The 25,091-nt window shown below is 52.7% G+C and carries 15 protein-coding genes, 5 tRNA genes and 3 rRNA genes; 5 read left to right on the top strand and 18 right to left on the bottom strand.

Going from position 1 to position 25,091, the window contains the following annotated elements; genetic code table 11:
- Window positions 1–185 precede the first annotated feature (185 nt).
- From tuf to KGP26_RS01855, 5 genes are all read right to left on the bottom strand, one after another.
- Window positions 186–1,370 (bottom strand): elongation factor Tu, encoded by a 1,185-nt coding sequence (gene tuf, locus KGP26_RS01875; protein ID WP_046808053.1) that lies wholly within the window; start codon window positions 1,368–1,370, stop codon window positions 186–188.
- A gap of 111 nt (window positions 1,371–1,481) precedes the next feature.
- Window positions 1,482–1,557, bottom strand: a tRNA-Thr gene (locus KGP26_RS01870).
- 6 nt (window positions 1,558–1,563) lie between these two features.
- Window positions 1,564–1,638, bottom strand: a tRNA-Gly gene (locus KGP26_RS01865).
- Between the two features lie 195 nt (window positions 1,639–1,833).
- Window positions 1,834–1,918: transfer RNA gene (locus KGP26_RS01860), tRNA-Tyr, on the bottom strand.
- Window positions 1,919–1,956: 38 nt separating this feature from the next.
- Window positions 1,957–2,032 (bottom strand) — tRNA-Thr (locus tag KGP26_RS01855).
- Window positions 2,033–2,425: 393 nt separating this feature from the next.
- Here KGP26_RS01855 and KGP26_RS01850 point away from each other — a divergent pair.
- Together KGP26_RS01850 and coaA are read left to right on the top strand one after the other, a co-directional pair.
- Window positions 2,426–2,974: an N-acetyltransferase gene (locus tag KGP26_RS01850; RefSeq protein ID WP_021182235.1), complete on the top strand. Its 549-nt coding sequence runs from the start codon at window positions 2,426–2,428 to the stop codon at window positions 2,972–2,974.
- Window positions 2,975–3,194: 220 nt separating this feature from the next.
- The gene (gene coaA / locus KGP26_RS01845) at window positions 3,195–4,145 is read left to right on the top strand and encodes a type I pantothenate kinase (RefSeq protein WP_021808140.1); all 951 of its coding nucleotides are present in this window, start codon (window positions 3,195–3,197) and stop codon (window positions 4,143–4,145) included.
- Window positions 4,146–4,186: 41 nt separating this feature from the next.
- On the opposite strand, the gene birA is transcribed toward coaA, so the two are convergent.
- The 10 genes from birA to pepQ form a co-directional block, all read right to left on the bottom strand.
- A complete protein-coding gene (birA, locus tag KGP26_RS01840) occupies window positions 4,187–5,149 on the bottom strand; it encodes a bifunctional biotin--[acetyl-CoA-carboxylase] ligase/biotin operon repressor BirA (RefSeq protein WP_037376753.1) in 963 nt (320 codons plus the stop codon).
- Window positions 5,146–6,183, bottom strand: a complete 1,038-nt coding sequence (murB, locus tag KGP26_RS01835) for a UDP-N-acetylmuramate dehydrogenase (protein ID WP_094983248.1) — start codon at window positions 6,181–6,183, stop codon at window positions 5,146–5,148. Before murB ends, birA begins: the two co-directional genes overlap by 4 nt.
- Before the next feature lie 644 nt (window positions 6,184–6,827).
- Window positions 6,828–6,943, bottom strand: a 5S ribosomal RNA gene (gene rrf / locus KGP26_RS01830).
- Window positions 6,944–7,045: 102 nt separating this feature from the next.
- Window positions 7,046–9,953 (bottom strand): 23S ribosomal RNA (locus KGP26_RS01825).
- A gap of 242 nt (window positions 9,954–10,195) precedes the next feature.
- Window positions 10,196–10,271: transfer RNA gene (locus tag KGP26_RS01820), tRNA-Glu, on the bottom strand.
- Between the two features lie 145 nt (window positions 10,272–10,416).
- A 16S ribosomal RNA gene (locus tag KGP26_RS01815) occupies window positions 10,417–11,957 on the bottom strand.
- The 16S, 23S and 5S rRNA genes sit together here with 1 tRNA gene alongside, the layout of an rRNA operon.
- Window positions 11,958–12,390: 433 nt before the next feature.
- Window positions 12,391–12,924: a menaquinone-dependent protoporphyrinogen IX dehydrogenase gene (gene hemG, locus KGP26_RS01810; RefSeq protein WP_021181453.1), complete on the bottom strand. Its 534-nt coding sequence runs from the start codon at window positions 12,922–12,924 to the stop codon at window positions 12,391–12,393.
- 23 nt (window positions 12,925–12,947) lie between these two features.
- Window positions 12,948–14,399, bottom strand: coding sequence for a Trk system potassium transporter TrkH (trkH, locus tag KGP26_RS01805; RefSeq protein WP_021181454.1), 1,452 nt, complete (start codon window positions 14,397–14,399; stop codon window positions 12,948–12,950).
- Between the two features lie 35 nt (window positions 14,400–14,434).
- Window positions 14,435–15,049, bottom strand: coding sequence for an IMPACT family protein (locus KGP26_RS01800; RefSeq protein WP_021807951.1), 615 nt, complete (start codon window positions 15,047–15,049; stop codon window positions 14,435–14,437).
- A complete protein-coding gene (pepQ, locus tag KGP26_RS01795) occupies window positions 15,049–16,380 on the bottom strand; it encodes a Xaa-Pro dipeptidase (RefSeq protein WP_179254002.1) in 1,332 nt (443 codons plus the stop codon). Before pepQ ends, KGP26_RS01800 begins: the two co-directional genes overlap by 1 nt.
- 320 nt (window positions 16,381–16,700) lie before the next feature.
- Here pepQ and fadB point away from each other — a divergent pair, with 320 nt between their 5' ends.
- Together fadB and fadA are read left to right on the top strand one after the other, a co-directional pair.
- The gene (fadB, locus tag KGP26_RS01790; RefSeq protein WP_059199062.1) at window positions 16,701–18,893 is read left to right on the top strand and encodes a fatty acid oxidation complex subunit alpha FadB; all 2,193 of its coding nucleotides are present in this window, start codon (window positions 16,701–16,703) and stop codon (window positions 18,891–18,893) included.
- A 10-nt stretch (window positions 18,894–18,903) separates the two neighbouring features.
- The gene (fadA, locus tag KGP26_RS01785) at window positions 18,904–20,067 is read left to right on the top strand and encodes an acetyl-CoA C-acyltransferase FadA (RefSeq protein WP_223664948.1); all 1,164 of its coding nucleotides are present in this window, start codon (window positions 18,904–18,906) and stop codon (window positions 20,065–20,067) included.
- Between the two features lie 153 nt (window positions 20,068–20,220).
- Here the strand turns inward: fadA and fre are convergent, their stop codons facing one another.
- Together fre and ubiD are read right to left on the bottom strand one after the other, a co-directional pair.
- A complete protein-coding gene (gene fre / locus KGP26_RS01780) occupies window positions 20,221–20,922 on the bottom strand; it encodes an NAD(P)H-flavin reductase (protein WP_021807955.1) in 702 nt (233 codons plus the stop codon).
- Between the two features lie 51 nt (window positions 20,923–20,973).
- Complete coding sequence (gene ubiD / locus KGP26_RS01775) at window positions 20,974–22,470, bottom strand: 4-hydroxy-3-polyprenylbenzoate decarboxylase (RefSeq protein ID WP_059199063.1); 1,497 nt, start codon at window positions 22,468–22,470, stop codon at window positions 20,974–20,976.
- 244 nt (window positions 22,471–22,714) lie between these two features.
- On the opposite strand from ubiD, the gene KGP26_RS01770 reads away from it, so the two are divergent.
- A protein-coding gene (locus tag KGP26_RS01770; RefSeq protein WP_371824949.1) for an IS3 family transposase occupies window positions 22,715–24,075 on the top strand; the annotation gives its coding sequence in 2 pieces (ribosomal slippage) (window positions 22,715–23,230 and window positions 23,233–24,075; 1,359 coding nt in all).
- Window positions 24,076–24,131: 56 nt separating this feature from the next.
- Here the strand turns inward: KGP26_RS01770 and pepE are convergent.
- Entirely contained in the window at window positions 24,132–24,857 is a 726-nt protein-coding gene (gene pepE / locus KGP26_RS01765; protein WP_021807957.1) for a dipeptidase PepE, read from the bottom strand.
- Window positions 24,858–25,091: the final 234 nt, after the last annotated feature.

Genomic DNA, 25,091 nt, shown 5'->3' with positions numbered 1-25,091 from the left:
ATGCCGCTTGGCAGCATCCCGGTGTTTTACGCCATGACGTATTTCAGTCAATACCGTTTAAGAGCCCATCTCACCAATGATTATGACTGCAAAATCGCTGATGAGATAGGTTCTAGTTCACAGCGTAGAAAAAGGGCATCAAATGATGCCCTTTTATCGCATGTCGCGTCAAATATTATCCGCGATTAAGCGATAACTTTGGCAACAACACCAGCGCCAACGGTACGGCCGCCTTCACGGATTGCGAAACGCAAGCCTTGGTCCATAGCGATTGGGTGGATCAGGGTAACTACCATGTTCACGTTATCGCCTGGCATTACCATCTCTACGCCTTCTGGCAGTTCGATGGTACCGGTCACGTCAGTTGTACGGAAGTAGAACTGTGGACGGTAGCCTTTGAAGAATGGAGTATGACGACCACCTTCTTCTTTGCTCAGGATATACACTTCTGAATCGAACTGAGTGTGTGGCTTGATGGAACCTGGTTTAGCCAGTACCTGACCACGTTCGATGTCTTCACGCTTGATACCACGCAGCAGAACACCAACGTTCTCACCAGCACGGCCTTCGTCCAGCAGTTTGCGGAACATTTCAACGCCGGTACAGGTAGACTTAACGGTGTCTTTGATACCAACGATTTCAACTTCTTCGCCAACTTTAACGATACCGCGCTCAACACGACCGGTAACTACGGTACCACGACCGGAGATGGAGAAGACGTCTTCGATTGGCAGCAGGAACGGCTGGTCGATAGCACGCTCTGGTTCTGGGATGTAAGAATCCAGGTGACCGGCCAGCTCGATGATTTTAGCTTCCCACTCAGCTTCGCCTTCCAGTGCTTTCAGCGCTGAACCACGAACAACCGGCAGGTCATCACCAGGGAAGTCATAAGCAGACAGAAGTTCACGAACTTCCATTTCTACCAGTTCCAGCAGCTCTTCATCATCAACCATGTCGCATTTGTTCATGAATACGATGATGTAAGGAACGCCAACCTGACGACCCAGCAGGATGTGCTCACGAGTCTGAGGCATAGGGCCGTCAGTCGCAGCTACAACCAGGATAGCGCCGTCCATCTGAGCAGCACCGGTGATCATGTTTTTCACGTAGTCGGCGTGCCCTGGGCAGTCAACGTGCGCGTAGTGACGAGTCGGGGTGTCATATTCAACGTGAGAAGTGTTGATGGTGATACCACGAGCTTTTTCTTCTGGCGCGTTATCGATCTGGTCGAAAGCACGTGCAGAACCACCGTAGGTTTTAGCCAGAACGGTAGTGATTGCAGCAGTCAGGGTAGTTTTGCCGTGGTCAACGTGGCCGATAGTACCGACGTTAACGTGCGGTTTTGAACGTTCAAATTTTTCTTTAGACATCGATTGTCCCTCTAAGACACGGATAAATCGGTGGTATCACCACATCAACCAAGCATTTGCTTGTTGAATTCAGGAAACAGAAAGAAAATCAGGGGGCGAGAAATTAAGAAGTGGTGCTGATAGGCAGATTCGAACTGCCGACCTCACCCTTACCAAGGGTGCGCTCTACCAACTGAGCTATATCAGCACATCTTGGAGCGGGCAGTGGGAATCGAACCCACATCATCAGCTTGGAAGGCTGAGGTAATAGCCATTATACGATGCCCGCATCCTGGAACTCGGCTACCTGACTTTTCTGTAGACTTTAAAGGTGGAGAGAAGGATTGTTCGTCGCTTAACTCTTCACCCTTCGTGCCAGCAACTTCCGTTACGCGGCGCGAACTGTTTGAAGGTTTTCACCTTCCCCGCTCGGCGCTTGATTCAGCATTACCGCTCGGTGTGACCCAGTGCCTCGGGTCTAATATGGTGGTGGGGGAAGGATTCGAACCTTCGAAGTCTGTGACGGCAGATTTACAGTCTGCTCCCTTTGGCCGCTCGGGAACCCCACCAGATTTTAACTACTTTTACTGACCACTTTATACTTGAATGGTGCCGGCTACCGGAATCGAACTGGTGACCTACTGATTACAAGTCAGTTGCTCTACCTACTGAGCTAAGCCGGCATCAAGTGCAGCGCATTCTAGGTAGAGCTGACGGGCTATGCAACAAAAAAATTGCGATCTAAGCCCTATCGCTCATAAATCAGCCGATTTCTGCATCCGGCTCGCAGTTTTTCACCGTTGAGGCGCAAAATTTCATCAAATATGGGCATTAATCTAAACTATTTTAGACCTACCCTGCTGATGCTTTCCCTGCACTTTTGCATATCGCTCAATCAAAGATAGTCTATCGGTTTAAAGCCGCGATCGGGATGGTGCACCACAAAGAGGACGGTGCTCTCTGATGGTGCTGATATACCGCTTTCGTCCCTGGGTTGGCGGCTCCCCCACAGGTTAGCCGCGTTGGCGCGCTTATTGCTTATCATCATTATCCCTAATAGCCAGGAGGAATGACCGATGAAAATTGTCCTGATCAATGCGGCAACGCTTCCCATATACCGCGCCGAGCTGGCGCAGTTGCTCACCGATGCGGTCACTCACGGGGCTTCAGTAGGTTACGACACGCAAATTCCCCACGAGGATGCTGAGAGCTACTTCCATAGCCTGCGCCCAGCGTTGGCCAAAGGAGAGTTGCTATTGTGGATTGCCAGAGACGAAAGCGGCGTCATTGGCACCGTCCAACTCGCCCTGTGTCAAAAGCCTAACGGCCGCAACCGGGCCGAAGTACAAAAACTGCTGGTGCACAGCCGCGCCCGTCGCAATGGCGTTGGACAGGCGTTGATGAAAACGCTGGAAAAAATGGCGCTTGAGATCCGCCGTGGGCTGCTTTATCTGGACACCCAGGCCGGTTCTGCAGCCGAAGGGCTGTATCGCTCGTTGGGCTATCGTTGCCTCGGGGAGATACCCGATTACGCCGCGGCTCCCGACGGGTATTACCACCCTACAGCGATTTACTACAAGCGGCTGTTTGCCGTTCAGCAACCCTCCCGCGCCGCCGCCAGCTGACCTGAAAACGGTATCATTGCCCAGTGATACCGCCTTGCAACAGGCCCTTTCTCAATTGCGTGCCTGTTCGCACTATTGGTAAAAACTGCCGCTAATCGACCACATTTGCGAAAAAAGTCTACGCCTAAAAGCCCGCTGTCTATAATATGCAGTTTGATTATTATCTGGAGTTGGCGTCCAGCGCCTTTCCCAACCTGCGTTAACAGGCAGAATTTGGCTTATGATAAAAAGAGATCAATCTTTAGCGACGCCTTACCTTCAGTTCGATCGCAGCCAGTGGGCCGCGTTACGGGATTCGGTGCCGCTGACGCTGTCGGAAGAAGAGATTGTTAAACTCAAAGGGATTAACGAAGATCTCTCCCTGGAGGAAGTCGCGCAGATCTACTTGCCGCTCTCACGGTTGCTGAACTTCTATATCAGTTCAAACCTGCGTCGCCAGGCAGTTCTGGAGCAATTCCTTGGTACAGATGGCCAACGCATTCCTTATGTGATCGGCATTGCTGGCAGCGTAGCCGTGGGTAAAAGTACCACGGCGCGTTTGTTGCAGGCGTTGTTGAGCCGCTGGCCGGAACATCGTAGCGTCGAGCTGATCACCACAGACGGCTTTCTGCACCCGAACAAAGTGCTGAACGAGCGCGGCCTGATGAAGAAAAAAGGGTTCCCGCAATCCTACGACATGCATAGCCTGGTGAAATTCGTTTCAGAAGTTAAATCCGGTGCCAAACGTGTTACTGCCCCGGTTTACTCTCACCTGATCTATGACGTGGTGCCTGAAGGCAATAAAGTTATCGAACAGCCTGATATTCTGATCCTGGAAGGATTGAATGTTTTGCAAAGCGGTATGGACTATCCACACGATCCTCACCGGGTATTTGTTTCCGACTTTGTTGATTTCTCAATCTATGTCGATGCCCCTGGCGATCTATTGCAAAGTTGGTATATCAACCGCTTCCTGAAATTCCGTCAGGGTGCGTTCTCTAACCCAGACTCCTATTTCCATAGCTATGCTCAGTTGCCGGAAACGGAGGCGATAAATATCGCCACCCAGCTGTGGAATGAGATTAATGGATTGAATTTACAGCAGAATATCTTACCGACTCGCGAGAGAGCCAGCTTAATCATGACTAAGAGTGCCAATCACGCTGTGGAAAGTGTACGGTTGCGAAAATAATCGATAGCGTAAGAGAGGCCAATGGCCTCTCTTATTTTAGCTTATTCAGCACTCCGCAAAGATATTTCACCACCAATAAAGGGTTTAATGACTCCTTCCTGTTCAAGTAGCAATGCACCCTGCTGATCAATACCGCGGGCAATACCGAAAATCTGTTGTTCACCAATTAATAGTTTAACTGGACGATCGATAAAATTATCTAATTGACGCCAACGTGAAATAAAAGGTGCTAGCCCATCTATTTCAAATTGCCGTAATGAATTTCGTAGTTCATTAAGCAATTTGGCGGCCAATTCATTACGATCGATAGTGATCCCGGCTTCCTGTAGGTTGATCCAGCGCTGATCAATCTGACTGGCGTTGGTTTCACGCATCGCCATGTTGATACCCGCTCCGAGCACCAACTGGGCTGCATCCCCGGTTTTACCGGTCAGCTCAACCAAAATACCGGCCAACTTGCGATCGTTAAGATATAAATCATTGGGCCACTTCACACGGACCTGTTCTGCACCGAGATGCTGCAACACTTCTGCCATCACGATGCCAATAACCAGGCTCAACCCCATCGCGGCCGCTGGCCCTTGTTCAAGACGCCAGAACATGGATAAATATAGGTTGGCTCCGAAAGGCGAAACCCACTGCCGACCACGTCGCCCACGCCCTGCCTGCTGATACTCGGCTATACAGGCATCACCGGATGTCAGTTCTGCAAGCCTGTCCAACAGATACTGGTTGGTTGAATCAACCACGGGCAATACCGTGACCCGCTTGTCTTCCAGTAAGCCAAGTATACGCTCAGCATCCAGCAAGTTGATCGCCGCAGGTAGGCTATAGCCTTTCCCCGGAACCGTGAACACATCCAAGCCCCACTCCCGGATAGTCTGAATATGCTTGTTAATCGCTGCGCGGCTCATTCCCAATGACTCACCCAAATGTTCGCCAGAGTGGAACTCGCCGTCCGCCAGTAGGGAGATGATCTTCAGTGGTACTGTGGTATCTCTCATGAAATGACCTCTACGGCATCCAGCTCACCAGTGGCCCCGATAAAACGTACCTCTGGTTCTAACCAGACATCGAATTTCTGCGCGACCGTATTGCGCACATGCCTGGCCAGTGCCACCACATCCTGGCTGCTGGCATTATCGGCATTTACCAATACCAAGGCCTGCTGACGGTGCACCGCTGCGCCACCGATCTGATGCCCCTTGAGTGAACACTGATCGATCAGCCAACCGGCAGCCAGTTTTTCTTGCCCGTCCGGCTGCGGATAATGTGGCATTGCAGGATATTGGGCTAATAATGCTTTAGCGGCTTCCCCGCTCACCAGTGGGTTTTTAAAGAAGCTGCCTGCATTGCCACTAATACGTGGGTCTGGCAGCTTGCTGCGCCGCATGGCGCATACCGCGTCAAATACCTGCTGCGGCGTTACCGTCTTGGGATCCAGCTTGGCAAGGTCGCCGTAGTTCAGCAACGGATTCCACTGTTTGCTAAGCCGTAAACCAACGCCCACAATCACGAATCCTTGCTTAAGCTCATGCTTAAAAACGCTTTCCCGGTAACCAAACTGGCAGCGTTCAGGATCCATACGATCGATTTCACCCGTAGTCAGGTTCAGCAGGTCGACATACTCACAGACCTGTTTGAGCTCGATGCCGTACGCCCCGATATTCTGGATAGGGGCCGAACCGACCAAACCCGGGATCAATGCCAGATTCTCCAGCCCGGGGATGCCACGTTCGAGCATCTGGCTGACCAGATGGTGCCAATTCTCTCCGGCGCTGACATGCAAATGCCAGGCGTCCTGCTCTTCCCTGACGGTGATACCTTTTAACTGGTTAATCATGACCGTACCGGCAAAATCCTCCAGGAACAGGACGTTGCTCCCTTCACCGAGTACCAGCAGTGGCTGTTGGCGCTTTTGCGCTTGCTGCCAGGCTTTAATCATCATTTCAATTTCTTCGGCAATGACTAAATGCGCTGCGTTGACCGGGAGCGCAAAAGTATTGTGATTTTTTAAAGACGCGCTTTCAGTAGACATGATTTAAATACTCTGACGGAACAAATTATCATCTAGTCTACTCGATCCACCGCGCATGGCTATTATTTGTTTTTATTCACTGGTAATTTCTTGTGAGCTAATAACCTCTGACCTCATGGGATATTAAAAATATCCTTTTAAATCATGATAATATGAAAATTCTATTATCTTGATTCAAGCACAAGTCTGAGTTATATAAAATCTATCAGCATTAATGATATGTATGAATTAGCCTGGCGGGTTTGGAACTAAAAATTTCATGAATATTTCCAGGTGGGAACTCGGTTATATTTAATCGTTTACCTATGCGGAGATAATTCGGGATAGCCGAGTGATACCATCCCCTCACCCTAGCCCTCTCCCACAGGGAGAGGGAACCGATCGAGCTCGCGGATCTCTCTGTGTAATACTTCATCTTTCTACTTACTTCCAACGTCCTGAAGCGGTACGGGCAAACCCAACCTCTCCCCACTTTCCGAAGCAGTACGGGCTCATCCACGACGCCGGACGGCTCCCTCTCCCTCACACGGGGGTTCAGTTGTTCTCGGCTGGTACTCTGGGAGAGGGTGGGGGTGAGGGGTATTTCCATTTCCGCCCCATAGCAAAAAGGCCATCCTTGCGGATGGCCTCTTGGCTTAATTGATGCCTGGCAGTGTCCTACTCTCGCATGGGGAGACCCCACACTACCATCGGCGCTACGGCGTTTCACTTCTGAGTTCGGCATGGGGTCAGGTGGGACCACCGCGCTATTGCCGCCAGGCAAATTCTGTTTCATTCTTGGCCGTTACTTTCGTAACCACCAGAACCAATCTCGGAACTTCGCTGAAAATTGTCGTCTACTCTAAAACACCTTTGGTGTTGTAAGGTTAAGCCTCACGGATCATTAGTACTGGTTAGCTCAATGCATCGCTGCACTTACACACCCAGCCTATCAACGTCTTAGTCTTAAACGTTCCTTCAGGGGCCTTAAAGGCCCAGGGAAGACTCATCTCGAGGCAAGTTTCGCGCTTAGATGCTTTCAGCGCTTATCTTTTCCGCACTTAGCTACCGGGCAGTGCCATTGGCATGACAACCCGAACACCAGTGGTGCGTTCACTCCGGTCCTCTCGTACTAGGAGCAACCCCTCTCAATCTTCCAACGCCCACGGCAGATAGGGACCGAACTGTCTCACGACGTTCTAAACCCAGCTCGCGTACCACTTTAAATGGCGAACAGCCATACCCTTGGGACCTACTTCAGCCCCAGGATGTGATGAGCCGACATCGAGGTGCCAAACACCGCCGTCGATATGAACTCTTGGGCGGTATCAGCCTGTTATCCCCGGAGTACCTTTTATCCGTTGAGCGATGGCCCTTCCATTCAGAACCACCGGATCACTAAGACCTACTTTCGTACCTGCTCGAGCCGTCACTCTCGCAGTCAAGCTAGCTTATGCCTTTGCACTAACCTCACGATGTCCGACCGTGATTAGCTAACCTTCGTGCTCCTCCGTTACTCTTTGGGAGGAGACCGCCCCAGTCAAACTACCCACCAGACACTGTCCTCACCCCGGATCACGGGGCCGAGTTAGAACATCAAACATTAAAGGGTGGTATTTCAAGGTTGGCTCCATGCAGACTGGCGTCCACACTTCAAAGCCTCCCACCTATCCTACACATCAAGGCTCAATGTTCAGTGTCAAGCTATAGTAAAGGTTCACGGGGTCTTTCCGTCTTGCCGCGGGTACACTGCATCTTCACAGCGAGTTCAATTTCACTGAGTCTCGGGTGGAGACAGCCTGGCCATCATTACGCCATTCGTGCAGGTCGGAACTTACCCGACAAGGAATTTCGCTACCTTAGGACCGTTATAGTTACGGCCGCCGTTTACTGGGGCTTCGATCAAGAGCTTCGCCTTGCGGCTGACCCCATCAATTAACCTTCCAGCACCGGGCAGGCGTCACACCGTATACGTCCACTTTCGTGTTTGCACAGTGCTGTGTTTTTATTAAACAGTTGCAGCCAGCTGGTATCTGCGACTGGCTTCAGCTCCGAGAGCAAGTCTCTTCACCTACGCGCCAGCGTGCCTTCTCCCGAAGTTACGGCACCATTTTGCCTAGTTCCTTCACCCGAGTTCTCTCAAGCGCCTTGGTATTCTCTACCTGACCACCTGTGTCGGTTTGGGGTACGATTTGATGTTACCTGATGCTTAGAGGCTTTTCCTGGAAGCAGGGCATCAACTACTTCTGCACCGTAGTGCATCGTCATCACGCCTCAGGGTTGGTAGCGTTCCGGATTTACCAGGAACACCCCCCTACACGCTTAAACCGGGACAACCGTCGCCCGGCTAGCCTAGCCTTCTCCGTCCCCCCTTCGCAGTAACACCGAGTACAGGAATATTAACCTGTTTCCCATCGACTACGCCTTTCGGCCTCGCCTTAGGGGTCGACTCACCCTGCCCCGATTAACGTTGGACAGGAACCCTTGGTCTTCCGGCGAGCGGGTTTTTCACCCGCTTTATCGTTACTTATGTCAGCATTCGCACTTCTGATACCTCCAGCAAACCTCACAGTTCACCTTCAACGGCTTACAGAACGCTCCCCTACCCAACAACGCCTGAGCGTCGCTGCCGCAGCTTCGGTGCATGGTTTAGCCCCGTTACATCTTCCGCGCAGGCCGACTCGACCAGTGAGCTATTACGCTTTCTTTAAATGATGGCTGCTTCTAAGCCAACATCCTGGCTGTCTATGCCTTCCCACATCGTTTCCCACTTAACCATGACTTTGGGACCTTAGCTGGCGGTCTGGGTTGTTTCCCTCTTCACGACGGACGTTAGCACCCGCCGTGTGTCTCCCGTGATAACATTCTTCGGTATTCGGAGTTTGCATCGGTTTGGTAAGCCGGGATGGCCCCCTAGCCGAAACAGTGCTCTACCCCCGAAGATGAGTTCACGAGGCGCTACCTAAATAGCTTTCGGGGAGAACCAGCTATCTCCCGGTTTGATTGGCCTTTCACCCCCAGCCACAAGTCATCCGCTAATTTTTCAACATTAGTCGGTTCGGTCCTCCAGTTAGTGTTACCCAACCTTCAACCTGCCCATGGCTAGATCACCGGGTTTCGGGTCTATACCTTGCAACTATTCGCCCAGTTAAGACTCGGTTTCCCTACGGCTCCCCTATACGGTTAACCTTGCTACAAAATATAAGTCGCTGACCCATTATACAAAAGGTACGCAGTCACACCACGAAGGTGCTCCCACTGCTTGTACGTACACGGTTTCAGGTTCTATTTCACTCCCCTCGCCGGGGTTCTTTTCGCCTTTCCCTCACGGTACTGGTTCACTATCGGTCAGTCAGGAGTATTTAGCCTTGGAGGATGGTCCCCCCATATTCAGACAGGATGTCACGTGTCCCGCCCTACTCATCGAACTCACAATTAATGCATTTTAGTGTACGGGGCTATCACCCTTTGCTGCGCGACTTTCCAGACGCTTCCACTAACACAAGAACTGATTCAGGTTCTGGGCTGTTCCCCGTTCGCTCGCCGCTACTAGGGGAATCTCGGTTGATTTCTTTTCCTCGGGGTACTTAGATGTTTCAGTTCCCCCGGTTCGCCTCGTATGGCTATGTATTCACCATACGATAGTGTGTCGAAACACACTGGGTTTCCCCATTCGGGTATTGCCGGTTATAACGGTTCATATCACCTTACCGACACTTTTCGCAGATTAGCACGCCCTTCATCGCCTCTGACTGCCTAGGCATCCACCGTGTACGCTTAGTCACTTAACCTCACAACCCGAAGGTGTTTCTGTAAACAGAGACACTGTCGTGCTGTTTATTTGAGAGACTCTATGACAGGTTAATCCTTACCCCAATACTTCTACGGAGGGATAAGTTTCAGCTGTCATGTTTCAATTTTCAGCTTGTTCCAGATTGTTAAAGAGCAATATCTTAAACACGACTCGCAAGAGTCATCTTTAAGATAATCAGTCACGAATGACCGGTGATAATGTCTTTCACTCATTATCGGATGGCGTCCCCAAGGGGATTCGAACCCCTGTTACAGCCGTGAAAGGGCAGTGTCCTAGGCCTCTAGACGATGGGGACACAAAATCCGATTAAACCCAGGGTTTAACCGTTTCTCGTATCAGCATGAGTCCAGAAGACTCATTACATCAACAGGTAGCGCTTTGCTCATTACTTTTCATCAGACAATCTGTGTGGACACTGCACTCGAACACATATCTTTAGGTAAGGAGGTGATCCAACCGCAGGTTCCCCTACGGTTACCTTGTTACGACTTCACCCCAGTCATGAATCACAAAGTGGTAAGCGCCCTCCCGAAGGTTAAGCTACCTACTTCTTTTGCAACCCACTCCCATGGTGTGACGGGCGGTGTGTACAAGGCCCGGGAACGTATTCACCGTAGCATTCTGATCTACGATTACTAGCGATTCCGACTTCACGGAGTCGAGTTGCAGACTCCGATCCGGACTACGACATACTTTATGAGGTCCGCTTGCTCTCGCGAGTTCGCTTCTCTTTGTATATGCCATTGTAGCACGTGTGTAGCCCTACTCGTAAGGGCCATGATGACTTGACGTCATCCCCACCTTCCTCCGGTTTATCACCGGCAGTCTCCTTTGAGTTCCCGCCATTACGCGCTGGCAACAAAGGATAAGGGTTGCGCTCGTTGCGGGACTTAACCCAACATTTCACAACACGAGCTGACGACAGCCATGCAGCACCTGTCTCACAGTTCCCGAAGGCACCAATCCATCTCTGGAAAGTTCTGTGGATGTCAAGAGTAGGTAAGGTTCTTCGCGTTGCATCGAATTAAACCACATGCTCCACCGCTTGTGCGGGCCCCCGTCAATTCATTTGAGTTTTAACCTTGCGGCCGTACTCCCCAGGCGGTCGACTTAACGCGTTAGCTCCGGAAGCCACGCCTCAAGGGCACAACCTCCAAGTCGACATCGTTTACAGCGTGGACTACCAGGGTATCTAATCCTGTTTGCTCCCCACGCTTTCGCACCTGAGCGTCAGTCTTTGTCCAGGGGGCCGCCTTCGCCACCGGTATTCCTCCAGATCTCTACGCATTTCACCGCTACACCTGGAATTCTACCCCCCTCTACAAGACTCTAGCTTGCCAGTTTCAAATGCAGTTCCCAAGTTAAGCTCGGGGATTTCACATCTGACTTAACAAACCGCCTGCGTGCGCTTTACGCCCAGTAATTCCGATTAACGCTTGCACCCTCCGTATTACCGCGGCTGCTGGCACGGAGTTAGCCGGTGCTTCTTCTGCGAGTAACGTCAATGAACAGTGCTATTAACACCGAACCCTTCCTCCTCGCTGAAAGTGCTTTACAACCCGAAGGCCTTCTTCACACACGCGGCATGGCTGCATCAGGCTTGCGCCCATTGTGCAATATTCCCCACTGCTGCCTCCCGTAGGAGTCTGGACCGTGTCTCAGTTCCAGTGTGGCTGGTCATCCTCTCAGACCAGCTAGGGATCGTCGCCTAGGTGAGCCATTACCTCACCTACTAGCTAATCCCATCTGGGCACATCCGATGGTGTGAGGCCCGAAGGTCCCCCACTTTGGTCCGAAGACGTTATGCGGTATTAGCTACCGTTTCCAGTAGTTATCCCCCTCCATCGGGCAGTTTCCCAGACATTACTCACCCGTCCGCCGCTCGTCACCCAGGAGCAAGCTCCCTGTGCTACCGCTCGACTTGCATGTGTTAGGCCTGCCGCCAGCGTTCAATCTGAGCCATGATCAAACTCTTCAATTAAAAGCTTGATTTGCTTCAACTCGTGAAGCGATGCTCGAAAATTAACTTTCGTAATCATTCATTCGCATGAATGACTGCTTGGTCACTCTTCAAGACTTGATATTTTTTTGCTACCGAAGTAGCTGGATATCGTCTTGTGAGTGCCCACACAGATTGTCTGATAAATTGTTAAAGAGCGTTCGTTACCGGTAAGTTTCTCGGTAACGCGGGAGGTGCATATTACGCTTTCCCGCTGAAGAGTCAACCTTTTTCTCTTGCGAGACGCGGTGTTTTCACCGGGTTGCTTCTTCCTGGCTGGGCGACTTGTTCGTCGTTGTTCCCGGTCAGTGGAGGCGCATTATAGGGAGTTCTCAGAAGGGCGCAACCCCTAAATTCAAAAAACTTTTCAAGCGCGGCTTTTTTCGGCAAAACGCTGCACAAGGCAGCATTTCTATCACTTTTCGTACTGGATGCGGCTGAATTCCTGGGAAAAACGGTCCACCTGCTGCCAATCTGTATATTCCACTTCTTTACTGGTATCCGTCTCTCCCCCGGTCATTTTCATAATAAAGCGGATCATGACGCGATCGAACCAGCGATAACGCGGATAACGCAGCGCACCGGCAAAAACGGCGCACTGCTTCGGCTGCCAAGGTGATGACAATAAGAACTTGCGGGTGTAGGCGTTGGTTTGGGGCGAACGCTTTTCCGGTTTGCGTGCCGTCAGGTTAACCGCGAAGAACGCGCTAGGCATCTGATTCAACTGATCAGCGTGACGCTTCACAAATCGGTGTAATGCCGTATTGAAATGCCCGTAGCGTATCGAAGCCCCTATAAGTACCTGTTGGTACTGCCCAAGCTCGATATGCTCTGCCTGCTGCAGATCGATAACGTCGCAGTTCAGGGTATCCTGCAATTGGTTAGCTATATAAGCAGCAATAGAGTGCGTTTGTCCGTCACGGCTCGAATAGAGAATCAGTGCCTTCATGGCGTTACCCCTCGTAGATACATTTACTCACGCCAGAAAGTCGGTGTGAAGAGAACCAACAGCGTAAACACTTCCAAACGGCCAAACAGCATGGTCAAGACCAGTACCCACTTTGCCGGTGGCGGCATGGTGGTAAAGTTATCGGCGACAACGCCGAGGCCAGGCCCCAGATTGTTAAGCGTAGCCGTTACCGCGGCAAAGGCCGAGAACTCGTCCACACCTGTGGCGATAATGGCCAGCATGCTGACGATAAATACCAATGCATAGGCGGAGAAGAAGCCCCACACCGCTTCAAGAATACGCTCTGGCAACGCGCGGTTGCCTAATTTGATGGTGTAAACCGCATTTGGATGCACCAACCGCTTCAACTCACGCGACCCTTGGAGGTACAGCAGCAGGATGCGGATCACTTTCAAGCCACCGCCGGTTGAACCCGCGCAGCCACCGATAAACGCTGAACAGAGCAGGAGCATTGGCAAGAACAGTGGCCATTTGGCGATGCTGTCGGTGGTAAACCCTGCAGTGGTTGCCATCGACACCACCTGGAAGAAAGCCTGATTAAGCGTTTCCATGCCGCTTCTATATATACCGTGCCACCACAGCACCACGGTACACACCGCCACCAGCGTGAACTGCACGGCGATAAACATGCGAAATTCCGGATCGCGCCAGTACACTTTCAAGCTGCGCCCGCTGAGCAAGGCAAAGTGCAAGCCGTAGTTACAACCGGAGATCAATAGGAATACAGCAATGATGGTGTTGATGGCCGGGCTGGCAAAGTAACCCACGCTGGCATCATGCGTGGAAAAGCCCCCGATGGCGATAGTTGCAAAGCTATGGCCGATAGCATCGAATACCGACATTCCGGCGCCCCATAACGCCAGCGCGCAGGCAATGGTCAGCAGTACGTAAATCAGCCACAAGGTCTTGGCCGTTTCGGCAATACGCGGGCGCATTTTATTGTCTTTCAATGGGCCGGGCATTTCCGCACGGTATAGCTGCATGCCCCCGACGCCGAGGATAGGCAGTATGGCGACGGCCAGCACGATGATCCCCATCCCCCCCATCCATTGCAGCATCTGGCGATAGAATAAGATGGCTTTAGGCAAGGAGTCTAGCCCGACCAGGGTGGTAGCTCCGGTAGTGGTTAAACCCGAGAAGGATTCGAAAAAGGCGTCTGTCAGGGAGAGATTGGGCCGTTCGGAAAACAGGAAAGGTAATGCCCCCACGCTGCCCAGCACGGTCCAGAACAACACCACAATCAGGAAGCCTTCGCGTGGCTTTAATTCATGCTTCTGCTTGCGGTTTGGCCACCACAGCATCAAGCCAATGGTCACGGCTACAAAGAAGGTCTGGCTGAATGCCCGCCCCGCTCCGTCGCGGTATATCAATGCCACCAGGCCAGGAATAAACATTGTCCCGGAAAACAGGATAACCAGCAGGCCCACAATACGGGTTATGGCGCGAAAATGCATTTCAGCACGATCCTTAACAATTCAGTTGGTGGGAATTATTGCGATATAGGGACTAATTGCAAACTTCCGCGGCTGAGATCGCGTAATTTATTCCCGAATGCCTCGGTACCGGTGGCCGGTAGCGCCAAATGTAACACCACGGCAGCACCGTAATCCCCATGCACAATCCGCCCTTCACTAAGCTGTAGCAAATTCTCTACCATTGCCAGCTGAGCATAGTCGCACTGCAAAGTATATTCGAGCTGCGGCACTTTATAGCTGACAACCAACTGCTTAAGCGCCTGTTGTACGCCGCTGCCGTATGCCCGCACCAGGCCACCGGTACCCAGCTTGATCCCACCATAGTAGCGAACTACCACCGCGGTTATTTCACCGATCCCACTGCCCATGAGCTGGCTCAGGATGGGCTTGCCCGCCGTGCCGGAGGGTTCACCGTCATCGGAGAACCCCAACTGCTGCGAATCATTCGGTGCCCCGGCAACAAAAGCCCAGCAATGGTGCCGGGCCGTTGGATGCTCGTCACGCACCTGCTGGATAAAGGCTTTGGCCGCCTCGACCCCGCAGGTGGGGGCCAGCAGGGTGATGAAACGGCTTTTCTTTATCTCTTCACTGACGCTGATGACAGCGCCAGGAATGGGGTAAGGCTGCATCAGGCCAGGTTCAGATCGCGCGTCATATTCTCAATACGCTTTTCGTGGATCACAATATTGTCCTCAATGCGGATACCGCCGTAAGGTTTCAACGCGTCGATACGATCCCAGGCAAAGTGTTTACTGAACTCGCCGCTACGCCAAGGTGCCAACAGGGACTCAATGAAATACAGGCCCGGCTCAATGGTCAGCACCATGCCTGGTTGCATGACACGAGTGCAGCGCAGGAAGGGATATTTTGCGGGTGCTGCCAGATGAGTACCATTTTCATCCTGCATAAACCCGGCGGCATCATGCACCTGCAAACCAAGCGGGTGGCCTAAGCCGTGCGGCAGGAACGGACAGGTGATGCCTTGTTCGACCATCGCTTCTTCGCTGATGCCCGTTACCAGCTTATGATTTTTCAACAGTTTGGCGATACGTTGATGCATCTGTACATGGTAATCCGTGTAGCGCACCCCGGCTTTGATGGTATCTATCAGCGCAAGCTGTTCACCGTTGAGATCTTTCACCAGATGGGCGAATGCATTGTCGCTCTGAGCCGCATAGGTGCGAGTCAGGTCGGCAGCGTAGCCGTTGTATTCCGCCCCTGCATCGATCAGGAAGCTACGGGATTCGGCAGGAGGTTGATGATCCAGCTTGGTGTAATGCAGCACCGCCGCATGCTCATTCAGGGCCACGATATTATCGTAAGGCACGTCCGTATCACGATGGCCAGTGGCGGTCAGATAGGCCAGGTTGATATCGAACTCGCTCATACCGGACTGGAAGGCTTCATGAGCGGCACGGTGCCCCATCACGGCCGTTTTCTGCGCTTCGCGCATGCAGGCCAGTTCATAACCGGTTTTGATCGAGCGACGGAAATCGAGGAAATTCAGCACCGCTTGCGGATTGATGTGCTCGGCCGCAATGCCAAGAGAGAGGGCCCGCTGTTGTGCATAGCCGATATAGCCTACACGCTCGCGCTGCTGCGGCAGTTGGCTGGCGATATCATCTGCATTGGTCAGCGGCAACAGTTCAATGGATTTGGTCCAGAAGCTGTTGGGTAGCGGTTCAACGCTATGCCAGTAATCCACCGGGGAATAGAACCACAGCTTGGGTTTGTTAACGCCGTCCACCCACAACCAGCAGTTCGGCACCGACGTTACCGGCACCCACGCCTTGAAGTTGGCGTTCACTTTAAACGGGTAGCTGTGGTCGTCCAGAAAGACCCGTTGCAGCTCGCCTGAATGGATCAGCAATGCATCCAGATTGTTGCGCTCTAATACTTCACGAGCTCGTTGTTGCAGTGTTGCCAAGTGGTCGTTATACAAAGAAGCCAGCGTTTCCATCACAGTACCCTTATGCCCTCAGAACGGAATGAGCCATCTTAACACACAGATCCCACGCTCCAACCCCATCACCTCCTGCATGAGGTGTGCTTCGCAAACCTCTGCAAACAGATTGCATCCCCAGGTGATATGGCCGCTACGCACCAAAGTTTCTCGCTCAGGGGTAAAAAATAACTTGATTGGGTATCAAGCAATTAGCCATTCCCCCTGTGATCAGGTTTGCAAATATGCAATCTATTATTTGCAATTTATTAACATAAAAACCACACTCGTCATCATCTGGTCATACCAGATCATCTGCGCTGATTCAGGAGATCGACATGCTCTACCAAGGCGAAACATTACAAGTACACTGGCTCGACAACGGCATCGCCGAGTTGGTGTTCAACGCACCAGGCCCGATCAACAAGCTGGATACCAGCACCGTTGCCAGCCTGGGTGCCGCACTCGAGGTGCTGGAACAGCAAACCGAGTTGAAAGGGCTGCTGCTGCGCTCTGCCAAATCCGCATTCATCGTGGGTGCCGACATCACCGAGTTCCTCTCGCTGTTTGCCGCACCGGCTGAAAAGCTGCATGAATGGCTGGTGTTTGCCAATACCATCTTTAACCGGCTGGAAGATTTGCCGGTGCCAACCATCTCCGCCATTAACGGTTACGCGTTAGGCGGCGGCTGCGAATGCATCCTGGCGACCGATTTCCGTATCGCCTCTCCGGACGCACGCATCGGTCTGCCGGAAACCAAACTGGGCATCATGCCAGGATTCGGGGGTTCCGTACGTCTGCCACGCCTGCTGGGTAACGACAGCGCGCTGGAAATCATTGCCGCCGGGAAAGATATCGGCGCGAAAGACGCGCTGAAAGTCGGCCTGGTCGATGCCGTGGTCGCACCGGAGAAACTGGTGGAAGCCGCGCTGAAAGTACTGCAACAGGCGATCGACGGCCAACTCGACTGGCGCGCCTACCGTCAGCCGAAGCTGGAGCCGCTGAAACTGAGCCCAATCGAAGCGGCCATGAGTTTCACCACTGCCAAAGGCATGGTGATGCAAACTGCCGGGAAACATTATCCTGCGCCAATGACCGCGGTAAAAACTATCGAAGCCGCCGCCAAGTTTGGCCGTGAAGAAGCGTTGAAACTGGAAACCGCCAGCTTTGTGCCTTTGGCCCGCTCTAACGAAGCGCGCGCCCTGGTGGGCATTTTCCTCAACGATCAGTTCGTGAAAGGCCAGGCGAAAAAATTGGCCAAGAACGTTGAAGCTCCGAAACAGGCTGCCGTGCTGGGTGCCGGAATTATGGGTGGCGGTATCGCCTACCAATCCGCGCTGAAAGGCGTGCCGGTGATCATGAAGGACATCAGCGACAAATCCCTGACTCTCGGCATGAATGAAGCGGCCAAACTGCTGAATAAACAGCTGGAGCGCGGCAAACTGGATGGCTTGAAGATGGCACAGGTGCTGTCAACCATCCAGCCAACGCTGGACTATGCCGGAATCGAACGCGCCCAACTGATTGTTGAGGCCGTAGTTGAAAATCCTAAGGTAAAAGCGGCGGTGTTGTCTGAAGTGGAAGCCCTGATCGGCGAAGATACCGTACTGGCCTCCAATACCTCAACCATCCCGATCAATCACCTGGCAAAATCGTTGAAGCGCCCGCAAAACTTCTGCGGTATGCATTTCTTCAACCCGGTGCACCGCATGCCGTTGGTTGAGATAATCCGCGGTGAACACACCAGCGACAGCACTATCGCCGCCGTGGTGGCCTACGCCACCCGCATGGGCAAAACGCCGATCGTGGTCAATGATTGCCCTGGGTTCTTCGTTAACCGCGTGCTGTTCCCGTATTTTGCCGGGTTCAGTCAGCTGCTGCGCGACGGCGCCGACTTCCGTCAGATCGACAAAGTGATGGAAAAACAGTTCGGCTGGCCGATGGGCCCGGCGTATCTGTTGGATGTGGTCGGTATTGATACCGCGCACCATGCCCAGGCGGTGATGGCCAACGGTTTCCCTGAGCGCATGAGTAAAAATTACCGCGATGCGATCGACGTAATGTTCGATAACCAACGCTTCGGCCAGAAAAACCAGCTGGGCTTCTACCGCTACAGCCAGGATAGCAAAGGCAAGCCGCGTAAAGATAACGACGAGCAAACCGACACTCTGCTGGCAACCGTGAGCGCATCGGCACAGACCTTCAGCAGTGAAGAGATCATTGCCCGCATGATGATCCCGATGATCAACGAAGTGGTACGCTGTCTGGAAGAAGGCATTGTGGCCAGCCCGGCAGAAGCGGATATGGCATTGGTTTACGGCATCGGCTTCCCGCCGTTCCACGGTGGCGCATTCCGCTATCTGGATACGCTCGGCACCGCCAATTACGTCGAAATGGCCCAGCGTTACGCTAACCTGGGGGCGCTGTATCAAGTGCCAGCCGGCCTGCGTGCCAAGGCGGAACGTAATGAAAGCTACTACCCGGTGGTGACAGCGGCGCTGTCTGATATCTCCACTGGCCAACCGGCATGAGGTTATAAAGATGGAAAACGTAGTTATTGTTGATGCCGTACGTACGCCAATGGGCCGCTCAAAAGGCGGCGCTTTCCGCCAGGTACGCGCGGAAGATCTTTCTGCTCATCTGATGCGTGCCGTGCTGAGCCGTAACCCGGCGCTGAATGCCGCCGAGATTGATGATATTTACTGGGGCTGCGTGCAGCAAACGCTGGAACAAGGCTTCAATATCGCCCGTAACGCCGCGCTGCTGGCCGAGATCCCACATCGTGTGCCAGCGGTAACGGTGAACCGCCTGTGTGGTTCTTCGATGCAGGCCTTGCACGACGCAGCCCGCGCAATCATGGTTGGTGACGCGCAGGTCAGCCTGATTGGCGGAGTGGAACATATGGGCCACGTCCCAATGAACCACGGTGTAGACTTCCATCCAGGCCTGAGCCGCACCGTGGCAAAAGCGGCAGGGATGATGGGCCTGACCGCAGAAATTCTGGCCAAAATGCATAATATCAGCCGCGAAATGCAGGATGAATTTGCAGCCCGCTCCCACCAACGTGCCCATGCCGCTACGTTGGCCGGCTATTTCAAAAACGAAATTATCCCCACCACCGGCCATGACGCCGACGGCGTACTGACTCGTTACGATTATGACGAAGTGATCCGCCCGGAAACCACCGTTGCCAGCCTGGCGGCATTGCGCCCAGCGTTTGACCCGGTCAACGGCACCGTCACCGCAGGCACCTCTTCCGCACTGTCTGACGGCGCTTCCGCCATGCTTATCATGAGCGAATCCCGTGCCAAGTCACTCGGACTGAAGGCTCGTGCCCGCATCCGCTCAATGGCGGTCGTGGGATGCGATCCTTCGATCATGGGCTATGGTCCGGTGCCTGCCAGCAAACTCGCGCTTAAACGCGCCGGCCTGAGCGTGCAGGATATAGACCTGTTTGAATTGAATGAGGCCTTTGCCGCCCAGTCGCTGCCCTGTATTAAAGATCTGGGGCTGCTGGAAAGCATGGACGATAAGATCAACCTTAACGGCGGTGCGATTGCCCTGGGCCACCCATTAGGCTGCTCCGGCTCCCGTATCTCCACCACCTTGCTGAACAATATGGAACGCCGTGACGTGCAGTTTGGTCTGGCCACCATGTGTATCGGCCTGGGTCAGGGGATCGCCACGGTATTTGAACGCGTTTAGCTGTGTCTGATTGGATGCTCCAAAAGGGCATCCCAAAGGTTTTGTTGCCGTACTTCCCGCCTGTCAGGGGCGGGTTTTTTTTATGCCTGAAATTCGATGTCAAAAAAAACGGGGCAGCATCTGGCCACCCCGTCTTTACTACCGCGTATACAATCAGATAAACGCGAAAGCATCGCCAAACATGTGCGCTTCCAGTGCACCACGCTCGGCACAGAAACGCTCACGGGCAATTTTCGCCATCTCGAAACGACCTGCGATATAGATATCATGCTCCGCCAGCGAGCCAAAATCCTGTAACACAGCGCTCAGCACCGTGCCACTGCGGCCACGCCAGTCCTCTTCCGGCTGTTCAACTACCGGGATAACCTTCAGATTTGGGTATTGCAGTGAAATCGCTTCCAGTTCGCTGAGATCATAAAGATGCTTCAGCTCACGCCCACCCCAGTAGATAGAGATATCACGGTCTGGCTGGCGCTCCAGCGCCGTCAGCAAAATCGAGCGCGCGTAAGAGAACCCGGTACCACCGGCAATCAACACCAGCGGGCGCTCGCCCTCTTCACGCAGCCAGGCTTCACCATGCGGAATATCCACGGTGATGGCCTGCTCTTTCAGCACACGATCCATCACCGCCATCGCATACAGGTTCAGTTCAGAAGCACCAATATGCAGCTCGATATAATCTTGCTGTGCTGGCGTCGAAGCCACAGAGAACGGGCGTTTATCACGTTCATCCATCACTACCATCAGGTATTGCCCTGCTTTGAACGAAAACGGTGCCTCTGGCACCAAACGTACCCGATAAACGGTATCGGTAATGGCCTCTACGGAGGTCACTTTACAGCTCAAGATTGTCATGCGTTCCCTCTGTCGGGTCATCAATGCAAGACCGAGAACAAAGACTGGCGCTTAAAGCGTCGGTTCTCTGTCACTGAATATGGCGAGCTCATCCCAGATGTCATCGATACGTGCACGCACCTTCTCATCCATTTGAATCGGACGGCCCCACTCTCTCTGGGTTTCTCCCGGCCATTTATTGGTGGCATCCAGGCCCATCTTCGATCCCAGCCCGGAAACCGGTGAGGCGAAGTCCAGATAATCAATCGGCGTATTCTCCACTAAAACGGTATCCCTTGCCGGATCCATTCTGGTGGTGATCGCCCAAATTACGTCATTCCAGTCACGCGCATTCACATCGTCATCGCAGACGATGACAAACTTGGTATACATAAATTGGCGTAGGAAAGACCAGACCCCCATCATTACGCGTTTGGCGTGCCCTGCGTACTGTTTTTTGATGGTCACCACCGCCAGGCGATAGGAACACCCTTCCGGCGGCAGGTAGAAATCGACGATTTCCGGGAACTGTTTTTGCAGGATCGGCACGAACACTTCGTTCAGCGCCACTCCCATCACCGCTGGTTCATCCGGCGGGCGACCGGTATAGGTCGAGTGATAAATCGCGTTGCGCCGTTGGGTAATATGGGTCACGGTAAAGACGGGGAAGTGGTCGATCTCGTTATAGTAACCGGTGTGATCGCCATACGGGCCTTCCGGCGCCAGCTCCCCTTGCTCGATATAACCTTCCAACACAATTTCCGCGCTGGCGGGAACTTCGAGATCGCAGGACAGACATTTGACCACTTCGGTCTTGTTGCCGCGCAACAACCCGGCAAAGGCATATTCGGACAGGTTATCCGGCACCGGCGTCACCGCGCCCAAAATGGTGGCAGGATCGGCCCCCAGCGCAACGGCAACCGGGAAACGTTCACCAGGATGTTCCTGACACCACTCCTGATAATCCAGCGCGCCGCCACGGTGCGAGAGCCAGCGCATAATCAGCTTGTTCTTGCCCAATACCTGCTGGCGATAGATCCCCAGATTCTGGCGCTCTTTATGCGGGCCACGGGTAACCGTCAGCCCCCAGGTGACCAGCGGGGCGGCATCTTCCGGCCAGCAGTGCATCACCGGAATACGGCCAAGATCGACATCTTCCCCTTGCCACACCTGTTCCTGGCACGGGGCAGAGCCCAGCACCTTAGTCGGCATATTCAGCACTTGCTTGAATTTGGGGACCTTGTCGAACAGATCGCGAAAGCCCTTCGGTGGCTCCGGCTCTTTGAGGAACGCCAACAGCTTGCCCACTTCGCGCAGCGCACTGACGTCTTCCTGCCCCATCCCCATCGCCACCCGCTTGGGCGTGCCGAACAGGTTACAGAGCACCGGCATATCGTAGCCTTTCGGGTTTTCGAACAGCAACGCCGGGCCGCCTGCTCGCAGCGTACGATCGGCAATTTCTGTCATTTCCAGATAGGGATCAATCGGCTGGCTGATGCGTTTTAGTTCCCCTCTCTTTTCCAGCAACGAGAGGAAATCGCGTAGGTCACGGTATTTCATGCAAGCCATTACACCATTGATTTATAGAAGATTTAAACGACGATCCCTGAAAATCTCAAGGGGGTTCGACGTTTAATTAACTGGCTGATTTTAAGGCGTTTCACAGCAACGGATAGATTAACAAATTCTAGCCAATCTGCCCACATTAGCGCTACTAGTTTGGGTTGTCATCACAATGCTGAATCTGTAGGGGCGCCGCATGTGAACTGAACCCCAAATGTTGGACAAACATCTGACATTTGGAGGTACAGTTCTGATGAAGTATTCACTTCAGTTCAAACTTGACGTTGTCCGGTACTATCTTGCCGGACTCGGCGGTCAAAAACAGACCGCTAAGAAGTTTTCTATTGCCCATGTCCAACTACGCAGATGGATTGCCGCTTATCAGCATCATGGGGAACAGGGGCTGCGGTTAGGACGCAAGCAACATTACACACCTGACTTCAGGCTCTCTGTTGTCGAATTCGCGCTTTCAAATCCGCTCTCTTTAGCGACAGTCGCCGCTAAATTCAATATTCCTTCTTACCTTACTGTGGAACGCTGGATTAAACTCTATCGGGAGAATGGGGCTGAAGCCCTTAACCTGAATAAGCGTAGTCGCCAAATGCGTCAGCATCCCAAAACCCCCCATGCCGATAAATCGCCTGATGAGTTGACCCCCGAAGAGATGCGGGAGGAAATCGAGTTTTTACGTGCGCAGAATGATTACATAAAAAAGTTGAGAGCCTTGATGCAACAGAAGGAAGCCCAGACTCGTCGAAAAGGGCAAAAATAATCAGAGCATTGAGGTCAGAACACCGTTTGGAGGTTTTGCTGTGGGCCGGAAAACTGCCGCGCAGTACGTATTACTATTGTTGTAAAAGCCATCAAGCACCGGATAAGTATGGTGAAGCCAAGCAGCAAATAATGGCTGTTTTTAACGAGCATAAAGGCCGTTACGGCTATCGCCGGGTGACCAGTGTTCTTCGAAAGATGGGGGCTGTGCTAAATCATAAAACCGTGCAAAAACTGATGGTTGAGCTGCAATTGAAATCGCCCGTTCGCCGTAAAAAATACCGTTCGTACAAGGGACATGTCGGTAAAGTGTCCCCGAATACCTTGCAGCGCGATTTTACCGCTCTGGAGCCTAACCAAAAGTGGGTGACCGATATCACGGAGTTCCGGGTGGCGGATAAAAAGCTGTATTTATCGCCGGTACTCGACTTGTTTAACGGTGAAATCATTGCCTATGAGATGTCCCGTAAACCTGTGTTCAGTCTGGTAAAAACGATGCTGGATAAGGCGCTCAGTACGCTAAAAACGGAAGAAAAGCCGTTGCTGCACAGTGACCAAGGTTGGCACTATCAGATGGCGGCTTATCAGCATCAGTTGCAGGAAAATGGGATAGAACAGAGCATGTCTCGCAAGGGTAACTGCCTGGATAATGCGGTAATGGAAAACTTCTTTGGCCATCTGAAAGCTGAACTGTATTATTTACAACGCTTTGAGAGTGTGGAACAGCTGTCTGAAGAGATAGACATGTACATAGATTACTACAATAACCATCGTATCAAACAGAAGCTCAAAGGCCTGAGCCCTGTGGAGTACAGAACGCAGGCTTTGATGGTTGCTTAATTTTAAACCGTCCAACTTCTTGGGGTCAGTTCACATGCTGCGCCCCCTTCGGTTTATCAATGGCAGATGAACGGCACCAACGAGCGCAGCGCCAAAGTATCATGATATTCCTGTATCTCTACCCCGTGGCGGAACACTTTAAAGCCCTGCTCCCTGGCGCTGAAGTAGCGCAGATCGTTGCCGCAGACGTGCAGCAGGCTGCCTTCACGCAGTGCAACAACCGACTCGCTTGGGTTCACCGCACAGAACTCTGCCAGGCGCTCATCACGGGTTTCACCCATGTGGCCGCTGATGTGGGCATCGATGTAATGTGGGTTGATCTGGACCGGGAACAACCCCAGCGCAGGCAACACGACGCTGCTGCGTACCGGCATATCATTGGTGGTACGGATGCTCGGCGTCGCCACGTTACAGCCAGCGCTCCAACCTACATAAGGCACTTCGCGCTCACGCACCGCACGCTGGATTGGCACAATCAGGCCATTTTCATGCAGCATCTGGTTCAGCATCCAGGTATTGCCGCCGCTGACCAAAATACACTCGGCCTGTGCGATCGCCTCTGCCGGAGACTCGGCGTGGTGGATGCTGGTAACCTTGATCCCCAACGTCTGCGACAGTTCCCCCGCACGCTGGTCGTAATCACCGCGGATCATGGCATAAGGAATAAATACGGCCGACGTGATGTTACGGCGTTCAATCATGGCCAACAGCTGACTCTTGGCATAACCGAGCAGTTCGGCCTCGCCGGAAAGCTTGCCGTTACTCAGTAAAAATAGCTCCATGTCTCTCCCTCAGTGCAAGAATGATAAAGGCGTCACATTGAGCATCAGGCTTGCCCACCATACTGTGACAGTCGTAAATTTGAGGCCTATTGTTATACCTGAATCAGGTAAACAAATATGTGACTTTATGCTGGCTACCGTGGATTGCCGCAACTCATGGCAACAAGATGGACGCTTGCGTCACTAGGTATCCGTAGTGGCTTTTGGTATGCTTAACGGCTGACAGAAAGGCAT

Origin of the sequence: Serratia sp. JSRIV002, assembly GCF_019968725.1 — a bacterium.
Lineage (GTDB): Bacteria > Pseudomonadota > Gammaproteobacteria > Enterobacterales > Enterobacteriaceae > Chania > Chania fonticola_B.
The sequence above is the reverse complement of the archived record's forward strand: the minus strand, read 5'-3'. Positions and strand labels throughout refer to the sequence as shown.